The following is a 21582-nucleotide window of genomic DNA, read 5'->3' on the forward strand; positions in this document are numbered from 1 at the left end:
CTCAGGCCGCCACCGCGGCGCCGGCCGGTTGCGCGGTCCAGCGGTTGATGCGCTCGTAGCGGCCGTCGCCGAGCAGGCGCAGCTCGATGCTGGCGGCGGGATTGCCCTGGGCCAGGCCGCTGAAACGGTATTCGATGCTGACCTTCAGCGCGGCGACGTTGCCCACGTCCTCGGCGTCGTCGATGCGTGCGCTCACCTCCACGCCGTAGTCCAGCCGCGCCGGCACGCCGGCCTCGATGCGCACCTCGCCGACCGTGCCGGCCTCGGCGAAGAAGCGGACCGTCAGCGGCAGCGGCGTGGCCGCGCCATCGATCGCCGGCCAGTCGTCCAGCGCGATGCGCACGTCGCCGCCCACGCTGCTGCCGGGGCCGCTGTTGCCCGACAGCGGCGCCTTGCGGCCCTGCACCTGCTCCAGCGTCCAGCGGCAGGCGCCGGCGCTGCCGCGCAGGCGGCGCATGCGCGTGCCGGCGATGCGGCTGGGTTGCAGCGGCTCGTCGCCCTGGCCTGCGGCGGGGTCGGCTTCCAGCGCGCGGATCGGTGCCGGCGGCGGGGCCAGGCGCATCGCGCCAAGGCCCAGGCCCTGGGCGCTGGCCGTGCGTTCGGGCAGGTACAGCACGCGCCAATTGCCGTAGTCCGGCTCGGCCATGTTGCCGAAGTCCGAGGCGAAATCCTGGAACGGCAGCCAGTCGGCGTAGCCGGCGTTGGGCGGGTTGAACACGACCGGGTCGTTGTCGAAGGCCACCCGCGTGTCCCAGGGATTGAGCAGCAGCACCTGCGTGTCCGCGGGATCGGCGAGGTTGCCGCGGATCCCGGCCAGCACCACCGCGTGCGGCGCGCCGACGATCACCACCCACAACGGACCGTGCGCGCCGAGCCAGTCGGCCCATTGCTGCGGCGTGTGGTACAGGCTGGCATTGGACGGCTGTTCGATGGCGACGAAACCGTAGCGCGCCTTCACCGCGTCCAGCAGCGCCCAGTCGTAGGACGTGCTCAGCGACTGCCCGACTTCGGCGGCCAGCGTCTCCGGCGCGAACGAGGCCTGGCGCCGGTACGACAGCAGCATCGCCATCGACGCGGCCCAGCACGCGTTCTTGTCCGGCTGCGGGATCAGCGCCACGTCGTACAGCGGTTCGGCGCTCAGCGTGCGCGCCGTGCCCGGCAGCGCGAACGCGCTGCTGCGGCCTTCGATCCATTCCAGCTTGGCGGGGGTGAGGAAGCACCCGCGGTTCAGCCCCTGCGCGGCCGGCGCGCCGGAGATGTGCACCGCGCAGACCCGCGCCTCGAGCTGGCCGCTGCTGCGGTCCAGCGCGTACACCGGCGCGCCGCTGGCGCGATGCAGGGTCAGGATCGGGTACTCGATCAGCTCGGCGCTGCTCATCGCCCGCGCGTAGCCGCCGTGCAGGTGCTGCTTGTCGCCGTTCATCAGCGCGCTCAGTTCCGGCACCGCGTCCGAGCGCCGCGAGTAGCCGCACACCACCAGCGGCATGTGCTCGGACGGCGTGGCCTGCAGGAAGCGGAACCACTGGCCGTTGGGCGCCTCGATCGGCACGTTCTCGATCACCGCCAGGTCGCGCCCGCTGTCGCGCGGCGAGGCATAGCCCGGCGCCAGCCGCCACGACGACGCCGGCACCGTGCAGCTGCCGAACGGCGCGTTGCCGGCGCCGTTGAGCCCGGGCAGGATGGTGACCTGCGAACTGCCATGCAGGTTGTGCGCGCAGGTGAGGATGCGGTTGCGGCCGATGTAGAAGCCGGTGCCGGTGCCGTCGTCCGACACCAGCTGGCAGATCGCCGAATGCGGGAACGCGCGGGTGTCCTCGACGCCGACGAACCACTCCTCGCGCGCCTGGCTGAAGGCGTCGTCCTGGCAGGTCAGCGCGGTGGCCGGATCGGCCGGGTCGTAGAACGGGGTGATGATTTCCTGCGCGCGCGCATAGCCGCGTGTCGCCGCCAGGCCTTGCGCGGTGGCCGCAGGCGCGCCGCGTGCGGCCAGCGCCTGCTGCACGCAGGCCATGTAGTGCTCCCAGTCCCAGATCGAGGACGGGCAGTCGTGGTTGTCGCGCGGGGAGATCTCGAGGTGGCCGACGATGTGCTCGCGATCGGCGGGGATGCCGAATTGCGCGCACAGCCAGGCCACCAGCTGCGCCGAGGCCTGGTATTGCGGCTCGGTCGGCGGCAGGTCGCGCGGGTTGCCGCGGCTGGGCTTGTTGGCGCAGTGCTCGATGCCGACGCTGCGCGAATTGGCGGCGCTGGCGTGGTAGGCGGTGTCGGCGTCGCGCACCATCTGCACCACTTCGCCGTCGCGGCCGACGATGTAGTGCGCGCTGCTGACATTGGGCCGCTCGCCGTTCTGGAACCAGGCGATGGTGCCGTCGATGCGCGGCCCGCCGGCGGTGATGTGGATGACGATGCGGTCCACGGCGGTGCCGGCGCGGCGGCCGCGGCGGAAGTTGCGCGCATGCGCCGGCGCGAAGCGGGTGGCGCCGGGGTAGTCGGGCGCGGGCGCCTGCAGCGCGGTCGCGCGCAGCGCCTGCGCCATCGCGCCGAGGTATTCGGCGGGTTCGTCCTCGCGGATGCCGAACGCGTCCGGATCGGTCTCGGCCTCGCCGGCGCCGTCCTGCTGCGACAGCGCGCGCGCGCCCAGCGAGAACGCCAGGGTCTGGCCCCAGGCCGCGGCCTGCTGGCGGATCCAGGCCAGCTTGCCGGCGGTGATGCGGCAGCCCAGGTTGGTGGTGGCGGTGGCAGGCGCCACGTGCACGCCGACCATGTGCGCGCGCGGCACGTCGCCGGCTTCGATGTAGTACACCGGCGAGCCGCTGGCGCCGCCGAGCGACTGCAGGTCGTAGTCGAACGTCTCTTCGCTGGGCAGCGAACGGATATGGCCGCCGTGCAGGTGCTGCTTGTCGGGGTCGATGACCGCGTTGACCAGCCCGCCGATCGCGCTGCTGTCCGGCGAATAGGCCGAGTAGCCGCACACCACCACGCCTTCGGGCCGCGACTGGGTCAGTTCCTCGACCAGGTCGAAGTAGTGCGGCGCGGCCACGGCGGCACCGGCCGGCACCCGGATCAGCGCCATGTCGAAGTCGCGGCTGCCGGCGCTGTAGGCCGGGTGCATCAGCATGTCGGCGGCGCCGACGCGGAAGCGCCCGCGCGGTTCGCTGGCGCTGTCGCTGCCGGCGCCGTTCTTGCCCGGCACGATGATCAGCTCGTCCTGGCCGTCGACCACGTGCGCGGCGGTGAGCAGCAGGCGCGGGCCGATGAAGAATGCGCTGCCGTGCGCCGCGCCCGCGTCGCTGCCGTCCGCGCGCCGCGCCTGGCAGATCGCGCTGTGCGGCGGCGAGGTGGTGTCGTCCACGCCGAGCAGCCACTGCGCGCTGCCGGCGAAGAACTCCAGTTGCGCGCGCAGCGCCTCCAGCCAGCCGTTGGGCCGGTAATACGGCCCGACCACGCGCAGCGCCTGCGCCGGCGCGGCCGCCCTGCGCGGTGCGGCGCTGCGCGACGCCAGGGCTTGCGCGGTGGCCGCCGCCGGCCCGGCCAGGCAGCTGCGCGTGGTGATCATCTGCATGTAGGCGGGCCAGTCCCACACCGCATCCGGGCAGCCGCGATGGCTGGTCTGCGGATCGGCCTCGGCGTGGCCGAGGATGTGCGCGCGGTCGGCGGCGATGCCGTAGCGCTCGCACAGCCACAACACCAGCGCCGCCGACGCGCACAGCTGCGCGTCGGTGGGGCGCAGGCCGCGCGTGTTGGCCACGTGCTCGATGCCGATGCTGCCGGCGTTGGCGCTGCGCGCATGCCAGGCGACGTCCTCGTGGCGCACCATCTGCACCACTTCGCCGTCCTGGCCGATCACGTAGTGCGCGCTGACCCGGGCCGCCGGGTTCTGGAACCAGCCAAGGGTGCCGTCGATCCTGGCGCCGCCATCGGTGATGTGCAGGACGATGCGGTCGATCGTGCGCGGCGCGCTCGAGGCGCGGTAGTTGCCGGCGTCGGCGGCGACGAAGCGGCTGGCCTGCGGATATTGCGGCGCGGGCGCGTCCAGCGGCGAGGCCAGGCGGCGCAGGCCCAGGCTGCCGGCGCTGAGCGTGTCGTCGGGAATCGGCCCCTCGATGCCGTAGGCGGCATCGGGGTCGGCCGCCGCGTCCTGGGCCAGGCTGTGGGCGCGCCAGGCCTGCGCCGAAGCGGTCGGCGCGGCGGGGCCGGGCGCGGCGGGGCTGGGTGTGGCGGGCGCGGCGGGCGCAACGGCGGGCGCAGGCGTAGGTGCAGGCGCTGTTGCTGGTGTTGGTGCTGGTGCCGCCGCGGTGCCGGCTCCGTTCGCTGCGGCCGGTTGCGCGGCGGTGTGCTGCTGCCAGAGCTCGTCCGAATAGCCGTCGCTGTAGCCGCCGCGTGCGCTGCCGCTGCCGCCGCTGCCCCCGGTGCTAGGCGCCGTGCCCGCAGGTGCGCCGTTGCCGGCGGCCGGCGCCGCCGCGTCGCCGCCCCAGCCCAGGTCGCCGCCGCCGCTGCCGTAGCTGCTGCCGTCGCTCGCCCGCGCGGTGCGGCGCAGGCCGCGTTCGCTGAGTCCGGCCAGGCTGACGTACATGTTGCCGCGGTCGGGCAGGTTCACTTCGATCGGCTGGCTGCGGTTGCGGTCGCTGTAGGTGACCAGCCCGAAGTACAGCCGCGGCTGGCCGACGAAGCGCGCCATCACGCTCGGCGGCACCAGGTACATCGCCTCGCGTTCCCTGCTGCGCGACTGGATGCGGCTGGAGAAGAAGTTGCGCGCCGTGCGCTGCGCGCGGTTCTCCGGCTTGAGCAACTGCGGATCGGTCGCCAGGCCGATCTCGAACAGCGGGTTCTCGGTGCGGACGCTGAAGCTCAGCACGTTGAAGCGATCGTTGACGGTATCGCGGGTGGCGCGGATCAGGGCCATGACGCACTCCTAGCGGCGTTTGCGTGGACGGGGCGGCGGGACGGTCACGGGGACGGCGGCCAATTCCAGTGCGGCGCCGGCGCCCGGTTCGGGGTCGATCGCCGCGCCGATGCGTTCCCAGAACCGTTGCCGCCCATCGATGCCGATGCCTTGCAGATGCGGTTGCATGAAGGCGAGGGCATGGTCGAGGTGGCGGAAGAAGCGGCGTTCGCCGCTCTGCACGTGTTCCACCGATCCGCGCCATTCGCCCAGTGCGCTGTCGGCATCGCCGCGCTCGCACCAGATACGGATGATGAAGACGGCGGTGCGGTCCTCGAGCAATGCCATTGCCGCGTTTCCATCGGGTTGCAGCCACCCTAGGCGGCGCCGCTCACCGCGATGTCACCGGCGGCTCACCGCGGGATCACCGCAGCGGCAAGGTCGGTGATGCGGCGGTGATGCGCGCCGGCGCGGCGTGCCGCAGCGGGCGCGCCGGCGCTTGCGCCGCGCACGTGCAGCGCTGCTCGGGCCGGGACGGGCGCGGTCATGCGCTCGCCGCTGTGGCGGCGCATGGGCGCATGGGTAAAGGGGAGGGCGCAGGCGTGGCAACGGGCACGGCAGCGCGGCGCCGGGCCGCAGTGGCCCACGCCGCCGGGGCGAACGCGGCGGGCGCGCTCAGTGCTCCAGGAATTGCAGGCTCAGCTGCAACTGCGCATCGGCCGAGGCCAGGCCGCGGCGGGCGGCCTCGATCAGCAACTGCGCCTGCAGGCCGGCGACCGGCAGCTGCACCGGCATCTGCATCGGCGCCGGCGCGGCGAAGGCGGGGGAGCCGGCGTGCGCTTCGGCGGCCGCGCCGATCGCGCCGTCGGCGATGCGCTGGTACAGGCTGAGGGTTTCGCGCATCGGCTGGATCGCCAGCTCGCGGCGCAGCAGGTCGCGGCAGCGTTCGAACTGGCGCAGCGCGTGCGCGCGCTGCCCGTTGAGTTCGAACAGCTGCATCAGTTCCCGGTGCACGTCCTCGCGCAGGGTGTCGCTGTCGAGGATCGCCTGCGCGTGGCGGATGCCGTCGGCGTAGTCGTGGCGCAGCCGCGCCAGCTGCATCAGCCGCCACAGCGCGTTGAGATAGCTGCGGCGATGCCGCTCGCGCTCGCGCAGCGCCCAGTCGTCGGCCAGGTCCATCAGGATGTCGGAGCGGTACAGGGCCACGCCGCGGCGCAGCGCCTCGACGTCCGCCTCGCCCATCCGCTCCGGCGGCTTGCCCAGCGCCGGGTCGATCAGGCTGGAGAACTCGGCCACGTCCAGCCAGATCTGCATCGGCCCGTCCAGGCCGATGGCGCCGCGGCGATCGCTGACGATCAGGTCGCCGTGCCGCAGCGGCGGCGTCTCCACGATCCGCCGCAAGCGCCACAACGCGGTGTTGAACGAGCCGCTGGACGCGCTCGCATCGCGCTCGGGCCACAGGTTGGCGAGCAGTTCGCTGCGGCTGAAATAGCGCCGCTGGCCCAGCGCCAGGTAGGCGAGCAGGCTGCCGCAGCGTCCAGGCACCGCGACCGCGCGCGCGTCGCCGTAGGCGATCGAGACCGATCCAAACACCCATATCCTGAACATCCCTGCCGCCCTCCTCCGAACATCGCTGCTGCCCCCTGCCCTGAACCCAAACGCGATTCGGCAGGGACAGCGGCCATCGCCGTGCAGGCCTCGCGGCCGCGGCCGCAGGGAGCGGCGACCGCGCCGGGCCATGCCGGCGCCGGCCTGCAGCGCCGGCGCAGGGATTGACAGCGATCCGGGCCGGATCGAACATGCGCGACCTAGCAAGCCACCGGTCCGTGCGCCTCCAGCGGGAACGACCGCCGCCAGCCTCATCGGCCGTCGACGACGGCGTCCTCCCCCGCTGCACGAGGCTGCACCCATGTCCAACCGCACCATCGCCGTGCGCGCCTTCGCGCGTGCCGATTCCCGTCTGTCGCGCTCGCTGCTGGCGCTGGCCTGTTCCTGGCCGCTGCTGGCCGCGGCGCAATCCAGCGCCGGCACGGCCGATCCGGTCGACCTCGACCGCCTGCAGGTGCAGGCGCGCCGCGGCGGCGCCACCGAAGGCAGCGACTCCTACACCGCCGACGTGGCGCGCAGTTCGGCCAAGCTGGAGCTGTCGCTGCGGGAAACCCCGCAGTCGGTGGTGGTGGTGACCCGCCAGCAGATCGCCGACCGCAACCTGCAGTCGCTGCAGGACGTCACCGACACCGTCGCCGGCTTCAATTCGCCGACCTGGGACACCGAGCGCACCTACATCACGGTGCGCGGCTTCGAGGTGGACTACTACCGCATCGACGGCATCCCCACCGACTACAGCGGCGACGTGCAGCAGAACATGGCGATCTACGACCGGGTCGAGATCGTGCGCGGCGCCAACGGCCTGACCACCGGCGCCGGCAGCCCGGCGGCCTCGATCGACCTGGTGCGCAAGCACGCCGACAGCGACGCGTTCACAGGTCGCGTCGACCTGTCGGCCGGCCGCTGGGACCGCTACCGCGGCACGGCCGACGTGCAGTCGCCGTTGAATGCCGACGGCCGCGTGCGCGGCCGCGTGGTCGCCAGCTACGAGGACAAGGATTCCTTCCGCGATTACTACAGCAAGACCTCGGGGCTGCTGTACGGCATCGTCGATGCGGACTTCGGCAACGCCACGCATGGCTATGTCGGCGTCAACACGCAACGCAACGATGGCCGCGGCACCACCTGGGGCGGCGTGCCGGCCTTCTTCAGCGACGGCAGCCGCACGGATTTCTCGCGCTCGGCTTCGTTCACCCCGCGCTGGGCGCGCGGCGTGGCCGACACCACCAACGCCTTCGCCGGGCTCACCCACCGTTTCGGCAACGATGCGCAGCTGCACGTGGAGTATTCGCACCAGCGCTTCGAGACCGACTGGAAGTCGGTGCTGTTCGGCTATTACCAGTATCCGGACAAGGACACCGGGCTGGGCCTGAGCAGCAACTACGGCGGCCGCTATCCCGCGCTCACCACGCAGGACAGCCTGGACGCCTACGTCAACCTGCCGCTGACGCTGTGGGGCCGCGAGCACGAGCTGGTCGCCGGCGCGACCTGGATGGACCGCAGCGTGCGCAACTGGGCCAACTCCCCGTTGCAGCCGCTGGTCGCCGAGAGCGTCTACGCCTGGACCGGCGATCTGGCGCAGCCGCAGTGGACGCCGCTGGCGAAGAGCAGCGACAACGTGGTGCGCCAGGTGGCGGCCTATGCGGCCGGGCGCTTCCGCCTCGGCGACGACCTCACCGCCATCGTCGGCGCGCGCGTGGGCGACTGGAAGAACACCGACCGGATGACGCCGTCCAACTCCTACGCGCGCCACGGCCGCACCACGCCCTACGCGGGACTGATCTACGACCTGAGCGACACGCACTCGCTCTACGCCAGCTACACCGGCATCTTCAAGCCGCAGGACAACCGCGACCGCAACGGGCGCTACCTGGCGCCGCTGGAAGGCAACAGCTACGAGGTCGGCGCGAAGGGCGAATACTTCGGCGGCCGGCTCAATGCCGCGCTGGCGCTGTTCCGCATCGAGCAGGACAACCTCGCGGTGGCCGACGTGGGGCAACTGGTGCCGGGCACCACCGACCAGGCCTACCGTGCCGCCCAGGGTACGGTCAGCCAGGGCGTGGAGTTCCAGCTCGACGGCGAACTGTCCGAGCAGTGGCGGATCAGCGCCGGCTGGGCCCAGTTCGACGCCAACGACGCCAGCGGCGTGGACGTGAACCCGACCAGCCCGCGCCGCGAGGGCACGCTGTTCGCCACCTGGCAGGGCGGGCCGTGGCGCATCGGCGGCGGGCTGAGCTGGCAGTCGGCGTTCTACGACCAGTCGGTGGACCCGCAGGGCAATGCGCTGCGCCTGCGCCAGGGCAGCGTGCTGCTGGCCAACGCGATGGCGCGCTACGACATCAACCAGGCATGGTCGGCGCAGCTCAACGTGCGCAACCTGTTCGACCGCACCTACTACGCCAACATCGTCTACCAGACCCAGCTGATCTACGGCGATCCGCGCGACGTGGAACTGACCCTGTCCTGGAAGTTCTGAAGGGCGCGGCGCGTGGCCGGCCGCGTCAGCGCGGCTCGGCCACGATCAGCCAGTTGTTGAGCGGGGTGTTGCCGTACAGCGGCGCGAAGGTGGCGCGCAGCCCGGCGTCGCCGAGCTGGCGTTCCAGGCTGTCGCGGGTGGGATAGCACTTGGGCACTTCCTGCATCCAGCCGGCCAGGTGCGCGAGCACGTCGGTGATGCGGCTGGTGCGGCCGCGGCCGCTGGCGTCGCCCAGGCCGCTGCGGATCACCAGTTTGGCGCCGGGCGTGAGCATCTTCGCCACGCTGCGGATCAGGCTGGCCTGCATGGCGGCGTCGAGGTACTGCAGCACGTCCAGGATCGCCACGCTGCCGCTGTGCTCGGGCCAGGCCTGGCCCAGGTCGACCACCTCGAAGCGGGCGCCGTGCAGGTCGCTGCGCGCGGCGATGCGGATCGCGCGGCGGATCTTGGCCGCGTCGATGTCCACGCCGTGGTAGCGCTGCCGCTGGCCGTCGGCGCGCAGCGCATGCGCGAGCAGGCCCAGGCCGCAGCCCAGGTCCAGCACCGGCGCGTCGGTGCCGCGCAGCGCGGCGAGCACGCCGGGGTAGAGCGGATCGGTACGCAGCTTGGTGCGGGTGTAGTAGTAGTCGTAGCGGTTGCCGAGCGGATGCGCCGGCAGGAAGGCGCGGGCGATGCGCAATGCCTGCGGGCGGCTCATGGGCTGGATGGTGCTGGCGTCGCGCAATGTCGGTCCTTGGCAGCGGGGCGTCGTACTCCGCTAGGCTAACGCATCGCGCGCCGCAGGTAACAGCAACGCGGTCCAGCGCGCATACATCGCCGCGGACGGATGCAGGCCGTCGGCGGCGAGCATCGCCGCATCGCCGCCGCCGTCGCGGCTGGCCGCGGCGATGTCGACGAAGCGCACCGCCTGCGCCTGGCAGCAGGCCTGTGCGGCGGCATTGAACGCATCGATCTGCGCGCCGATACGCGCCGGATCGTGCGCGGGCGGCCGCGCGAACGCGGTCACGCCCCAGTCCGGGATCGACACCGCCAGCACCCGCCGCGGCTGGCCGTCGGCAAAGCCGATCGCGCGTTGCAGCAGCGCGGCGAACTGCGTGCGGTAGTCGTCGAGCGCGCGCCCGCGGTACTGGTTGTTGACCCCGATCAGCAGCGTCACCAGCGCGAACGGCCCTTGCGGCGCGGCGGCATCGATGCCGGCGTCGAGTTCGTCGGTGGTCCAGCCGGTGGTGGCCACGATCTGCGGATCGGCGATGGCGAGGCCGTCGTGGCGCAGCGCCGCGGCCAGCTGCATCGGCCAGCGCCCGCGGTCGGCCACGCCCTCGCCGATGGTGTAGGAATCGCCCAGCGCCAGATAGCGCAGGGGAGCATGCTGGAGCGGGGCGAAGCTGGCCTGGCTCATCCTTGCAGCACCGACGGCGGCGCCATCAGCGGAACCAGGAGTCGCAGGAACGGTTCACGCTTTGCCCATTCCCGATTCCCCATCCCCGCTTCACCGCCCCCCGGCCACCGCGTTGCGCGGCTTCAGCGGCACCACCTTGGTCGCCGCCTCGGCGCGGCGCGCCAGCACCCGGTCGATGCGCGCGAACACCTCGCGCATCACCGCCGCTTCGGGCAACAGGGTCACGCGGAAATGGTGGCGGTAGGGCACGTTGAAGCTGGAACCGGGCACCACCAGCACGCCCTCGTCGTTCATCAGTTCCAGGGCGAAATCGTGGTCGTCGAAGTTGCGCGCGGCCGCGCCGACCACCGCCGGGAACGCGTACAGCGCGCCGGCCGGCTGCACCAGCGACAGGTGCTCGCTGGCCGCGCAGGCCTCGATCACCGCGCGGCGGGTCTCGTACAGGCGCCCGCCCGGCGCGCACAGCGGCGAGATCGTGTCCGGGCCGTTGACCGCCGCGTCGATCGCGTACTGGCCGGGGACGTTCGCGCACAGGCGCAGCGCGCCGAGCAGGTCCATGGCGTTGCGGAAGTCGGTGACGCGCTCGGCGGCGCCGGACAGCAGCGCCCAGCCCACCCGCCAGCCGCAGGCGCGGTGCACCTTGCTCAGGCCGCCGAAGCTGATGCACGGGTGGTCGCCGGCCAGCGGCGCGACCGGCACGAAGTCGGCGCCGTCGTACAGCACCTGGTCGTAGATCTCGTCGACCATCAGCAGCAGGTTGTGCTTGGCCGCGATCGCCACGATCTTCTCCAGCAGCTCGCGCGAATAGCTGGCGCCGCTGGGATTGTTCGGGTTGATCAGCACGATGGCGCGGGTGCGCGAGGACACCAGCGTCTCGATCTCCACCGGGTCGGGCTGGAAGCCGTTCTCCGGCGCGCAGCGGTAGTACACCGGGCGGCCGTCGTTGAGGATGGTGGCGGCCGACCACAACGGATAGTCGGGCGAGGGCACCAGCACTTCGTCGCCGGGGTTGAGCAGGGCGCGCAGCGACAGGTCGATCAACTCGCTGACGCCGTTGCCGACGAAGATCCGGTCCGGATGCGCGTCCGGGTGCTGGCGCCGCGCATAGGCCGCGGCGATCGCCTCGCGCGCCTCCGGCAGGCCCTGCTGGTGGGTGTAGGGGTCGGTGCGGCCCATGTCGTCGGCGATCGCGCGCTGCAGGTGCTCCGGCGCACGGAACCCGAACGCGCCGGGATTGCCGATGTTGAGCTTGATCAGCTTGCGCCCCTGCGCCTCCAGCTCCCGGGCTCGCCGCGCCAGTTCGCCCCGGATCTCGTAGCGGACTTCGGACAGGCGTTCGCGGATCGCGAGCGGCTTGATCGGGGGCGTGGGCATCGCATTGGCCGGTGGGGGCGTGGAACCGGCATGGTAGCGGAAATGTGACACGGCGGCCGGGCCGGGGCCCGCACCGTCTAGAATCCGCACATGAGCTCCCCCCCGATCGACTTCGACGCGCTGCGCCCCATCGGCTGGCCCTGGCCCGGACTGCCCGAGGAGCCGGCCTGGCGCGCGCTGTTCGACGCGCACCCGCTGGCGCGGCCGGCACGGGTCAGCGAGCAGCACCGCACCGGCTACGTGGTGGCCGATGCGGTGGACACCGGGTTCAAGGTCGAGTCGCTGCCGGAATGGCAGCGCCCGCGCTTCCCCAGCCACGAGCGCGCCGCGGTCGGCGACTGGGTGCTGCTGGAGGACGACAAGCGCATCGTGGCGCTGCTGCCGCGGCGCACCGCGATCAAGCGCGGCGCGGCCGGCGAGCACTACCACCAGCAGGTGATCGCGGCCAACATCGATACGGTGTTCATCGTCTGCGGCCTGGATGCGGACTTCAATCCGCGGCGCATCGAGCGCTACCTGCTGCTGGTCGGCGGCGGCGGGGCCGAGCCGGTGGTGATCCTGACCAAGGCCGACCTCACCGAGTACGCGGCCGACGCGCTGGCGGTGCTGGAAGAACTGGCCGCGCAGGACATTCCCCTGCTGACCGTCAACGCCAAGGACGTGGACAGCGTGGCGGCGCTGCGGCCGTGGCTGGGGGCCGGGCGCACCGCGGTGCTGGTCGGCTCGTCCGGCGCCGGCAAGTCCACCCTCACCAACACCTTGCTCGGGGTGCAGAAGATGCGCACCGCGGCGGTGCGCGAGAACGACTCGCGCGGCCGCCACACCACCACCCACCGCGCGCTGCTGCCGCTGCCGTCCGGCGCCTGCCTGATCGACACGCCGGGCATGCGCGAGCTCAAGCCCACCGGCGAGGAGGACCTGGCCGAGGGCGGCTTCGCCGACATCGAGGCCTTGGCGGCGCAGTGCCGCTTCAACGATTGCGCGCACCAGGCCGAGCCTGGCTGCGCGGTGCAGGCGGCGATCGAGCGCGGCGAGATCGACGAGGCGCGGCTGGCCAACTACATGAAGCTGCGCGACGAGGTCGCCGGCGCCGCCGGCAAGCTGGCGCAGCGCCAGGCGCAGAACGCGGCCGCCGGCAGGTCCGGCCGGCCCGCCGCGGGCAAGCCGGGCGGCAAGCGCCCGCCGCCGCGCAACCAGCGCCGCTGACCGGCCACCGGCCGCCGCCACGCTCGCGATGACCCCGCTGCCTGCCGACATCCGCCACCACGCCGCGCTGGACGCGCGCCTGGTCAAGGCGGTGCGCGGCATCCGCCTGCTGGCGCTGGCGAGCTGGCCGGCGGCGGTGCAGGCGCCGTTCCTGGACAGCGTGGCGCGCGGCCAGCCGCAGTTGCCGCAGGTGCAGTACCCGCGGCTGGATTTCGCCGACACGCGCCGCGAACTGGCCGCGATCGCCCAGGCCGCCGATCCGGCGCATCCGCTCGGCGCCTATCTGCAGGCCTCGGTGCACAGCTGGGACCTCGCCGCGGCCCTGCTCGAATCGCTGGGCACGCCGGCGGTCGGCACGTATTCGGCGCAGCTGTTCGGCGTGCCCGAGGACCCGATGCCCGGGCATGGCCCGACCACCCGCGACGCCGCGCGCCATTTCATCCACATCGCGCAGGAGCTGGACCGCGAACTGCTGTCGGCCGAGGAGCAGGTGCCGGTGTCGGCGACGGCGCTGCGCCTGCAGCTGCAGCAGGACCTGGACGACTTCTTCGGCGCGCGGGTGATCGCGGTCGAACTGGATCCGGAGCTGCTGGCCAAGGCCGCGGCCGGCGCGCACCGCATCCGCCTGCGTTCCGGCGCCTCGTTCAGCGACTACGACCGCGCGCAGCTGTTCCACCACGAGGCGCTGGTGCATTCGCTGACCGCGCTCAACGGCCGCGAGCAGGCGCAGCTGCCGAGCCTGGCGCTGTCCTCGCCGCGGGTCACCGCGACCCAGGAGGGGCTGGCGACCTTCGCCGAACAGATCACCGGCAGCATCGACATCGAGCGCATGAAGCGCATCAGCCTGCGCATCGAGGCGATCGCGCTGGCGCGCGGCGGCGCCGATTTCGTCGAGGTGTTCCGCTATTTCGACGCGGCCGGGCAGTCGCCGGCGGAGAGCTTCTCCTCGGCGCAGCGCGTGTTCCGCGGCGTGCCGACCGGCGGCGGCGCCGCGTTCACCAAGGACACCGTGTACCTGCGCGGGCTGGTATCGGTGCACACGTTCTTCCGCCAGGCCCTGCAGCGCGATCGCCTGCCGCTGTGCCGCTGGCTGTTCGCCGGCAAGATGGCGCTGGAGGACGTGGCCGCGTTCGCGCCGCTGTTCGAGGCGGGGGTGCTGGCGCCGCCGCGCTGGCTGCCGACCTGGGTGGCGCGCGCCAGCGGCCTGGCCGGCATGCTGGCGTTCTCGCTGTTCGCCAACCGCATCCGCATGGACCAGCTGGACGGCGCCGGCGGCGCCTGAACGCCGCCGCGCCGCGCTCACCCGTCGCGAATGTCCGCGTGCCGATACTGCGCGCCCGGCCTGCCTGCGCATGGCCGCCGTTCCCCACGCAAAAAAGGACATCCGCATGAAGATCCTGATGGTGCTGACCTCGCACGACCGCCTCGGCGACACCGGCCACAAGACCGGCTTCTGGCTGGAGGAATTCGCCGCACCGTACTACGTGTTCAAGGATGCCGGCGCCGAAGTCACCCTGGCCTCGCCCAAGGGCGGGCAGCCGCCGCTGGACCCGAAGAGCGACGCGGCCGATGCGCAGACCGACGCCACGCACCGCTTCAAGGCCGATCCGGCGGCGCAGCAGCAACTGGCGAGCACGCGGCCGCTGGCCGAGGTGCGGATGGCCGACTACGACAGCGTGTTCTATCCCGGCGGCCACGGCCCGCTGTGGGATCTTGCCGAAGACCAGACCTCGATCGCGCTGATCGAAGCGTTCGAGCGTGCCGGCAAGCCGATCGGCTTCGTCTGCCACGCGCCCGGTGCGTTGCGCCGGGTCACCGCCGCCGATGGCGCGCCGCTGGTCAAGGGCCGCCGCGTCACCGGCTTCACCAACGGTGAGGAAGCGGCGGTCGGCTTGACCGACGTGGTGCCGTTCCTGATCGAGGACGAGTTCCAGCGGCTGGGCGGCCTGTACGAGAAGGGCGCCGACTGGGGCGTGCACGTGGTGGTGGACGGCCGCCTGGTCACCGGCCAGAACCCGGCGTCGTCCGAGGAGGCGGCGAAGGCCTTGCTGGGGTTGTTGGGCAAGTAAGCGGCTGGGGGCGTGCGTTTGTCGGCGGATTGCTGGACGCGCGTCGCAATGCTGGCTCGAGGGTCTTCTATAGGCGGCTGGTGAGGCTAGGCGCCTGCCTGCCTTGTGTAGGAGGGATTTCAGTCCCGACTGTGTGCGGGCTCGCAGAAGTCTGCGGCTTCGTTCGTCGCGGCTGAAGCCGCTCCTACAGGGTGCTTGGTGATGCAGGCCGTGCCCGCTTTCTGTAGGAGGGGCTTCAGCCCCGACTGTGTCCGGAGCCGCGCAGGCATCCGGACTTCGTTCGTCGCGACTGAAGTCGCTCCCACAAGGGGACTTTGCCGTGCAGGTATTGCTGCTTTCTGTGGGAGGGACTTCAGTCCTGACTGCAGCGGAGCTGGATCCAGGCGGCGCCTTGTGCGCCATGGCTGAATCTTCGCCAGCCCGCTGCGCTCGCAAAGTCCCTCTCATGCGGATTTCTACAGACCTTTCTCCAGCCCGCCGCGTCGGCATGTTACGCGCTGCGCTCAGCCGCGCCGCCACCAGCGCATGCCATAGGCCGGCAACATGCCATTCCATTCCTGCAGCGCGGTCGCGTCGAGTCCGCCGTCGGCGATGGCCTGCCAGTGGCCAGCGCCCAAGGCGGTGCGATCCACCGCCACCGGCTGCGCGCTGAAGTTGTAGGCCGCGACGAAGTCCACGCCGCGGGCGATCCCGAGCAAGGCCGGATCGCCCAGCGGCAACGCGCGCAGCGGTTGCCCGGCGGCCAAGGCGGCAGTGGCCGCGCGCGCGGCGATCAGGGTCCGCAAACGGGCGTACACCTGGCCGGGAAGACTGCCGCGGTCGCCGCGCCGCGCCGCGCGCTCCCAGTCCATCGCCGGACGGTGCAGCCAACGGCCTTCGTGGCGGCGCAGCGGGTCGTCGCGATAGCCCGCGTCGTTGCCCAGCGCCAGTTCGTCGCCCATGTACAGCAACGGGATGCCGGGCATCGCCAGCGCCAGCGCATACAGCAGCAGCAGGCGCCGGATTGCCAGTTCCAGCGCGTCGGCATCGCCGTCGGCCAGCGCCGCTTCGATGCCGACCAGTGCGGCGCTCATGCCGTTGCTGCCGTGCACGCCGTCGCCGCTGCTCTGGAACGCTGCGCCGCGCGCATAGCTGCCCGGCGCGTCGCCGGCGAAGAAACGTGCGGCCTGGGCGAGGTCGAACGGCGCGCTGCCGTCGCCGCCGGCCGCTTCGTGGCGCAGCACGTTCCAGCCGATGTCGTCGTGGCAGCGCACGTAGCTCAGCCACGCGCAGGCCGGCGGCAACGCCGGCGTCTGCGCGATCACGCCGTGCACGATGTCGCCGCGCTGCGCGGCCAGCGCCACCCAGCCGGCCGCCATCAGCGTGCTGTGGTAGGCCAGCTGGCATTCGTGGCCGCGTGCGCGGCCGTTGCCGAAGTAGGGCGGCAGCTGCGCCATCGGCACGATCGCCTCGGCCTTCAGCAGCACCGCCGGCGCGGCGATGTCGGTGAGCGCGCGCAACGCCTGCAGGATGGTGTGCGCCTCGGGCTGGTTCATGCAGTCGCTGCCTTCGCGTTTCCACAGGTAGGCGGTGGAATCCAGCCGGAACACTTCCACGCCCAGGTTGGCCAGCTGCAGCAGCGCCAGCGCCATCTCGCCGAACACCGCGGGATTGCTCCAGTCCAGATCCCACTGGTAGGGATAGAACGTGGTCCACAGCCAGGCCTGGGCGTCCTCGACCCAGGTGAAGTTGCCCGGCGCGGTGTGCGGGAACACCTCGCTCAGGGTGCGCTCGTAGCGGTCGGGCAGGTGGCGGTCGGCGAAGTGGTGGTAGTAGTCCAGGTAACGCGCGTCGCCCCGTTTGGCGGCCAGCGCCCAGGGATGGTCGTCGGCGGTGTGGTTGAGCACGAAGTCGGCGCACAGGCTGATGCCGGCGCCGCGCAGGCGCGTGGTCAGGGCGACCAGGTCGGCGTTGTCGCCGAGCCGCGGCTCGACCTGGCCGTAGTCGCTGACCGCGAAGCCGCCGTCGTTGTCGCCTTCGCGCATGCGCAGGAACGGCAGCAGGTGCAGGTAGCGCACGCCCAGTTCCTGCAGGTAGGGCACGCGTTCGCCGACCCCGGCCAGGGTGCCGGCGAAGCGGTCGGCGTAGGCGCTGTAGCCGAGCATCGATGGGTCGCCGAACCAGTCCGGCGCGCGCGCCGCATCCAGGTCGGCCAATGCCGGCGGGCGCGCGCGGATGGTGGCGGCGACCGCATCGAGCCAGCGCGGCAGCCACTGCGCGTAGTCCGGATGGTCGCCGTACAGGGCCTGCAGTGCGGCGAACAGGCGGGGGCCATGGGCGCCGTAGCGCGCCTGCGCGCCGGGCTGGGCGGCCAGGGCCGCCTGCACGCCGGCGTGATCGGGGAGGGGGGAGGCAACAGCGTTCATGATGGGCCGCGCCCGGGGCGGGCGCGGCGGGCTCCTTGGGGGTCAGAAGTCGTAGCGCACGCCGATGCTGGCGGTACGGCCGGGGATGGAGCGGGCGCGGATGATGGCATTGTCCGGAATGCTCGCGTCCTCGGCCTCGGTCAGGCCGAAGGCGTCGAACAGGTTGTTGACGTTCAGCGACAGGGTCAGCGCATCGGTGACGCGGTAATTGCCGAACAGGTTCACCTGCGTGTAGCCGGGCATCTTCAACTGGTTGTTGTCCTGGGTATAGGCCGAGCTGGTGCCGATCGCATTGACCCCCACCTCGTAGCGCTCGCCGCGATAGCTGGGGGTCAGCTGCCAGACGAACCGGGCCTGGCGGCGCGGCGTGTTGCCGGCGTTGGCCGGGGTGATCTGGTCCTTGTCGATGGTCGCATCGGTCCAGGTCGCGCCGCCGTTGAGGCCGAAGCCGCCGGCGCGGTAGGACGCTTCCAGCTCCAGCCCGTGCGCCTTGTAGGTGCGGTTGAAGAAGCGCTGGCTGGTGGCTTCGTAGTTCTGTTCCTGGGTGCGTGCGGCGAACACGGTGGCGAACACGCTCAGGCCGCCGGCGCGCCACTTCAGGCCGCCCTCGAGCTGCTTGACGAAGTTCACCGCTTCGTCGGAGGACACCGAGCCGTCGTCGCGCACCACGCCGAACAGCAGGCGGTCGGCGTTGGCGCGCGCGCCGCGGCTGTAGCGGGCGAAGGCGGCCAGGTCGTCGTTGAGCATGTAGTTGCCGCCGACCGAGTACGACAGGTAGTTCCAGTCGTAGTCCACCGGCTTGCGGTTGGCGTAGTCGATCGTCGCCACGCGGCGCTCCGGCGCCTGGATGATGCCGTCGCCATCGACGTCGAGATTGTCGACCAGCCGCCCGTCGGCGGTGTCGCCGCGCGCCTTGCCCATGTCGTAGCGCAGGCTGGCGTCCACGCTCAGCGGGCCCTGGTCCCAGCCCAGCGCCACGTACGGCGCGTTGATGGTGTAGCGCACGTCGTAGTGGCGGGTGTTGTCGGTGCCCCAGTAGGGCACGCCGTAGGCGTACAGGCCGTCCTGCGAGAGCAGGCTGCCGTCGGCGGCGACCACGTCGAGCAGGCGCGAACGGCTGGACACCGACTGCACGTAGGAATTCCAGGTCCAGTCCATGTCGATGACCTGGCGCGAGCTGTACAGGCCGGCCTTGAGGTTGACGTTGCCGCCATCGCCGTTGCCGAAGTCGCGCGCCAGGCTCAGGTCGTTGACCGCGTTGCCGAGGTCGTTGATGCGGGTGTTGAACAGGTGGGTGCGCACCGCCTGGCCGCTGTAGGTTTGGCCGTCGGCATCGCGCAGGGTCGCGCCGGCGCCGCCGATCTGCGCCGCCAGGCTGGCGGCGTCGGCCACTTCGGCCGGGAACGGCGAGACGAAGCGGCCGGAGGTGTCGGCGATGCGGAACTTGTCGGTCAGGGTCCAGCCGCCGCCGATGTCGAACTGCGCCTCGGCGCCGATCGCGCGCGACACCGGGTGCATGCCGTCGCCGAGCGCGACGCGGGTGAGCCGGTTGCTGCCGTCCAGGCTGTTGCTGCTGCGGAAATACGGGCTGTACAGGGTGTCGCGGCCCGGGTCGAAGCTGCCCACGTCGTGGAAGTGCGGCGACCCGTCGCTGCCGCTGACCAGGGTCGGCACGGGGGTGTAGGCGGCGGCGCGGTCGTTGAGGTACTTGGCGTAGACGCGGACGTAGCCGTTGTCGAACAGCCGGGTCAGGTTGGCCTTGAGCTGGCCGCCCTTGTCGGTGGCGTAGCCGGCGTCGCGCACGCCGTCGCCGCGGCGGTAGAAGCCGCCGACGTTGAACTGCCAGTGCTCGGCGAACGGCGCGCCGTAGTCGAAGTCCAGGCGTGTGTTGTCGAAGCGGCCGAGGCCGCGGCTGAGGCCGACGCTGCCGCCGGCGGTCTCGCCGGTCTTGCTGATGAAGTTGATGATGCCGCCGGGCGAGTTGCTGGCGAAGGTCGAGGCCGAGCCGCCGCGGATCGCCTCGATGCGCTCCAGGCTGTCGTCGGCGCGCAGGAAGATGTCGGCATTGCCGAAGGCGATGTCGCCGAATTCCAGCACCGGCAGTCCGTCTTCCTGCAACTGCAGGAACTTGGCGCCGCCGGAGGCCACCGGCAGGCCGCGCACCGCGATGTTGGCGTTGCCTTCGCCGCCGCTGGATTCGGAGCGGATGCCGGGGATGTTGCGGAAGATCTCGGCGGTCGAGCGCGGCGCGGATTGCTCGATCGCCTCGGCGCCGACGGTGCTGACCGACACGCTGGACTTGAGCTTGCTCTTGGCGGTGGCGGTGCCGGTCACGAACACCGAATCCAGGCTGACCACGTCGCCTTGCGCGGGAGCGGGCTGGGCGGCCGGCGCGGCCGCGTCCTGGGCGAAGGCGGCCGGGGCGGCCAGGGCCGCGGCGACGGCCCAGGCCAGGGTATGCAGGCGGATCGAAGGGTGGTGCATCGCTATCTCTCCCGAAGCGAAGGGTGACGCGGGTAGGGCCTGCATGCGGCGCGCGACGGCGGGGACCGGCGCTCGCCCATGCCGGACAGGCGGTGGGGTGGCGCAGTGATACGGCCTTCCGCAATCGATTGCAATTTGCGCTGCAGCAAAGCTGGGCAGCTGCCGATGAAGGCTACCTGATCCTGTGCAATGCCCATTCGGTCATGGTGCAACGCAGCGTTACAAACGATTGCATTGCTCCGAACATCCGCTCCGCCGCCGCGGCGCGCCGCCCGCGGCGTCCTTGGCTTCCTGTCAGGCTGATGCCCATGCGCTCCGATCGCCCCTTGCTTCCGCTGTCGCGCGTGCTGGCGCTCAACGCCGGCTTCTTCGGCGTGCAGTACAGCTTCGGCCTGCAGCAGAGCAACATGAGCCCGATCTACAACTACCTGGGCGCCGATCACGCCAGCCTGCCGTACCTGTGGCTGGCCGGCCCGATCACCGGCCTGGTGCTGCAGCCGGTGGTCGGCGCGCTGAGCGACCGCACCGTCACCCGCTGGGGCCGGCGCATGCCGTACATGGTGGTCGGCGCGCTGGTGTGCAGCCTGTGCCTGCTGCTGATGCCCTTCAGCGTGGCGCTATGGATGGCGGTGAGCCTGCTGTGGATGCTGGACGCGGCCAACAACGTGGCGATGGAACCGTATCGCGCCCTGGTCAGCGACGTGCTGGCGCCGCGCCAGCGCCCGCTGGGCTACCTCACCCAGAGCGCCTTCACCGGCCTCGGCCAGACCCTGGCCTACGTGACCCCGCCGCTGCTGGTGTGGTTCGGCATGAACCAGGACGCGGCCAATGCGCACCGCATCCCCTACGTCACCATCGCCGCGTTCGCGATCGGCGCGGGCTTCTCCGCCGCCTCGATCCTGCTCACCGCGCGCAGCGTGCGCGAGCCGGTGCTGCCGCCGCTGGAGCTGCAGCGCCTGCGCGGCGCGCCGGCCGGGCCGTTGGCCACGCTGCGCGAGATCGCCGATGCGGTGCGGCACATGCCGCCGACGATGAAGCAGATGGCGCCGGTGATGCTGTTCCAGTGGTATGCGATGTTCTGCTACTGGCAATACATCGTGCTGTCGCTGTCGACCACCCTGTTCGGCACCACCGAGCCCGATTCGCACGGCTTCCGCGAAGCCGGGCTGGTCAACGGCCAGATCGGCGGCTTCTACAACTTCGTCGCCTTCGTCGCCGCGTTCGCGATGGTGCCGGTGGCGCGGCGCGTCGGCCCCAAGGCCACGCACGCGGCCTGCCTGCTCGCCGCCGGCATCGGCATGTGCCTGCTGCCGGCGATCCAGGACCGCTGGCTGCTGCTGTTGCCGATGATCGGCATCGGCCTGGCCTGGGCGAGCATGATGGGCAATCCCTACCTGATGCTGGCCGACAGCATCCCGCCCGAGCGCACCGGCGTGTACATGGGCCTGTTCAACCTGTTCATCGTGCTGCCGATGCTGATCCAGATCGTGACCTTGCCGCTGTACTTCGAGTCCGTGCTGCATGGCGACCCGCGCAACGTGATCCGCCTGGCCGGCGCCTTGATGCTGATGGCGGCGCTGGCGATGCTGTTGGTGAAGAAGGGCCGGGAGTCGGGAGTGGGGATTGGGGATTCGCAAAAGCGCAGCGTTGCGCGTTGAAGTTGTGCGAGCCGGGATAAA

Annotated in this window: 14 protein-coding genes; 5 read left to right on the forward strand and 9 right to left on the reverse strand. The window is 71.7% G+C overall.

All coding sequences use genetic code 11. The features are described 5' to 3' along the window. Position 1 precedes the first annotated feature (1 nt). The 4 genes from AB3X10_RS04410 to AB3X10_RS04425 form a co-directional block, all read right to left on the reverse strand. Entirely contained in the window at positions 2-4903 is a 4902-nt protein-coding gene (locus tag AB3X10_RS04410) for an N-acetylmuramoyl-L-alanine amidase (RefSeq protein ID WP_369979401.1), read from the reverse strand. 9 nt (positions 4904-4912) lie between these two features. Next, positions 4913-5230 carry a hypothetical protein gene (locus tag AB3X10_RS04415; protein ID WP_369979403.1) on the reverse strand — a complete coding sequence of 106 codons (318 nt, stop codon included), beginning with the start codon at positions 5228-5230 and terminating at the stop codon, positions 4913-4915. Between the two features lie 65 nt (positions 5231-5295). Next, positions 5296-5430 carry a hypothetical protein gene (locus tag AB3X10_RS04420; protein WP_369979405.1) on the reverse strand — a complete coding sequence of 45 codons (135 nt, stop codon included), beginning with the start codon at positions 5428-5430 and terminating at the stop codon, positions 5296-5298. A 127-nt stretch (positions 5431-5557) separates the two neighbouring features. Further along, positions 5558-6490 (reverse strand): AfsR/SARP family transcriptional regulator, encoded by a 933-nt coding sequence (locus AB3X10_RS04425; protein ID WP_369979407.1) that lies wholly within the window; start codon positions 6488-6490, stop codon positions 5558-5560. Positions 6491-6791: 301 nt separating this feature from the next. On the opposite strand from AB3X10_RS04425, the gene AB3X10_RS04430 reads away from it, so the two are divergent. Next, entirely contained in the window at positions 6792-8966 is a 2175-nt protein-coding gene (locus AB3X10_RS04430; protein WP_369979409.1) for a TonB-dependent siderophore receptor, read from the forward strand. A 25-nt stretch (positions 8967-8991) separates the two neighbouring features. Here AB3X10_RS04430 and AB3X10_RS04435 read toward each other — a convergent pair whose 3' ends face one another. The 3 genes from AB3X10_RS04435 to AB3X10_RS04445 form a co-directional block, all read right to left on the reverse strand. Further along, a complete protein-coding gene (locus AB3X10_RS04435) occupies positions 8992-9663 on the reverse strand; it encodes a methyltransferase domain-containing protein (RefSeq protein WP_369979411.1) in 672 nt (223 codons plus the stop codon). A 60-nt stretch (positions 9664-9723) separates the two neighbouring features. Beyond that, a complete protein-coding gene (locus AB3X10_RS04440) occupies positions 9724-10365 on the reverse strand; it encodes an SGNH/GDSL hydrolase family protein (RefSeq protein WP_369979413.1) in 642 nt (213 codons plus the stop codon). A gap of 90 nt (positions 10366-10455) precedes the next feature. Further along, a complete protein-coding gene (locus tag AB3X10_RS04445; RefSeq protein ID WP_369979415.1) occupies positions 10456-11739 on the reverse strand; it encodes a pyridoxal phosphate-dependent aminotransferase in 1284 nt (427 codons plus the stop codon). Positions 11740-11829: 90 nt separating this feature from the next. On the opposite strand from AB3X10_RS04445, the gene rsgA reads away from it, so the two are divergent. From rsgA to AB3X10_RS04460, 3 genes are all read left to right on the forward strand, one after another. Next, on the forward strand, positions 11830-12945 hold the full coding sequence (gene rsgA / locus AB3X10_RS04450; protein ID WP_369979417.1) for a ribosome small subunit-dependent GTPase A: 1116 nt from the start codon (positions 11830-11832) through the stop codon (positions 12943-12945). 28 nt (positions 12946-12973) lie between these two features. After that, positions 12974-14227 (forward strand): flavohemoglobin expression-modulating QEGLA motif protein, encoded by a 1254-nt coding sequence (locus tag AB3X10_RS04455; RefSeq protein ID WP_369979419.1) that lies wholly within the window; start codon positions 12974-12976, stop codon positions 14225-14227. Between the two features lie 106 nt (positions 14228-14333). Then, positions 14334-15014 (forward strand): type 1 glutamine amidotransferase domain-containing protein, encoded by a 681-nt coding sequence (locus AB3X10_RS04460; protein ID WP_369979421.1) that lies wholly within the window; start codon positions 14334-14336, stop codon positions 15012-15014. A 503-nt stretch (positions 15015-15517) separates the two neighbouring features. On the opposite strand, the gene AB3X10_RS04465 is transcribed toward AB3X10_RS04460, so the two are convergent. Both AB3X10_RS04465 and AB3X10_RS04470 read right to left on the reverse strand, forming a co-directional pair. After that, on the reverse strand, positions 15518-17419 hold the full coding sequence (locus AB3X10_RS04465) for an alpha-amylase family glycosyl hydrolase (protein WP_369979423.1): 1902 nt from the start codon (positions 17417-17419) through the stop codon (positions 15518-15520). A gap of 42 nt (positions 17420-17461) precedes the next feature. Then, positions 17462-19903 carry a TonB-dependent receptor domain-containing protein gene (locus AB3X10_RS04470; RefSeq protein ID WP_369979424.1) on the reverse strand — a complete coding sequence of 814 codons (2442 nt, stop codon included), beginning with the start codon at positions 19901-19903 and terminating at the stop codon, positions 17462-17464. 308 nt (positions 19904-20211) lie between these two features. On the opposite strand from AB3X10_RS04470, the gene AB3X10_RS04475 reads away from it, so the two are divergent. Next, the gene (locus tag AB3X10_RS04475; protein WP_369979426.1) at positions 20212-21561 is read left to right on the forward strand and encodes an MFS transporter; all 1350 of its coding nucleotides are present in this window, start codon (positions 20212-20214) and stop codon (positions 21559-21561) included. The last annotated feature ends 21 nt before the right edge of the window (positions 21562-21582 follow it).

This window comes from Xanthomonas sp. DAR 80977, assembly GCF_041240605.1.
GTDB classification, from domain to species: domain Bacteria; phylum Pseudomonadota; class Gammaproteobacteria; order Xanthomonadales; family Xanthomonadaceae; genus Xanthomonas_A; species Xanthomonas_A bundabergensis.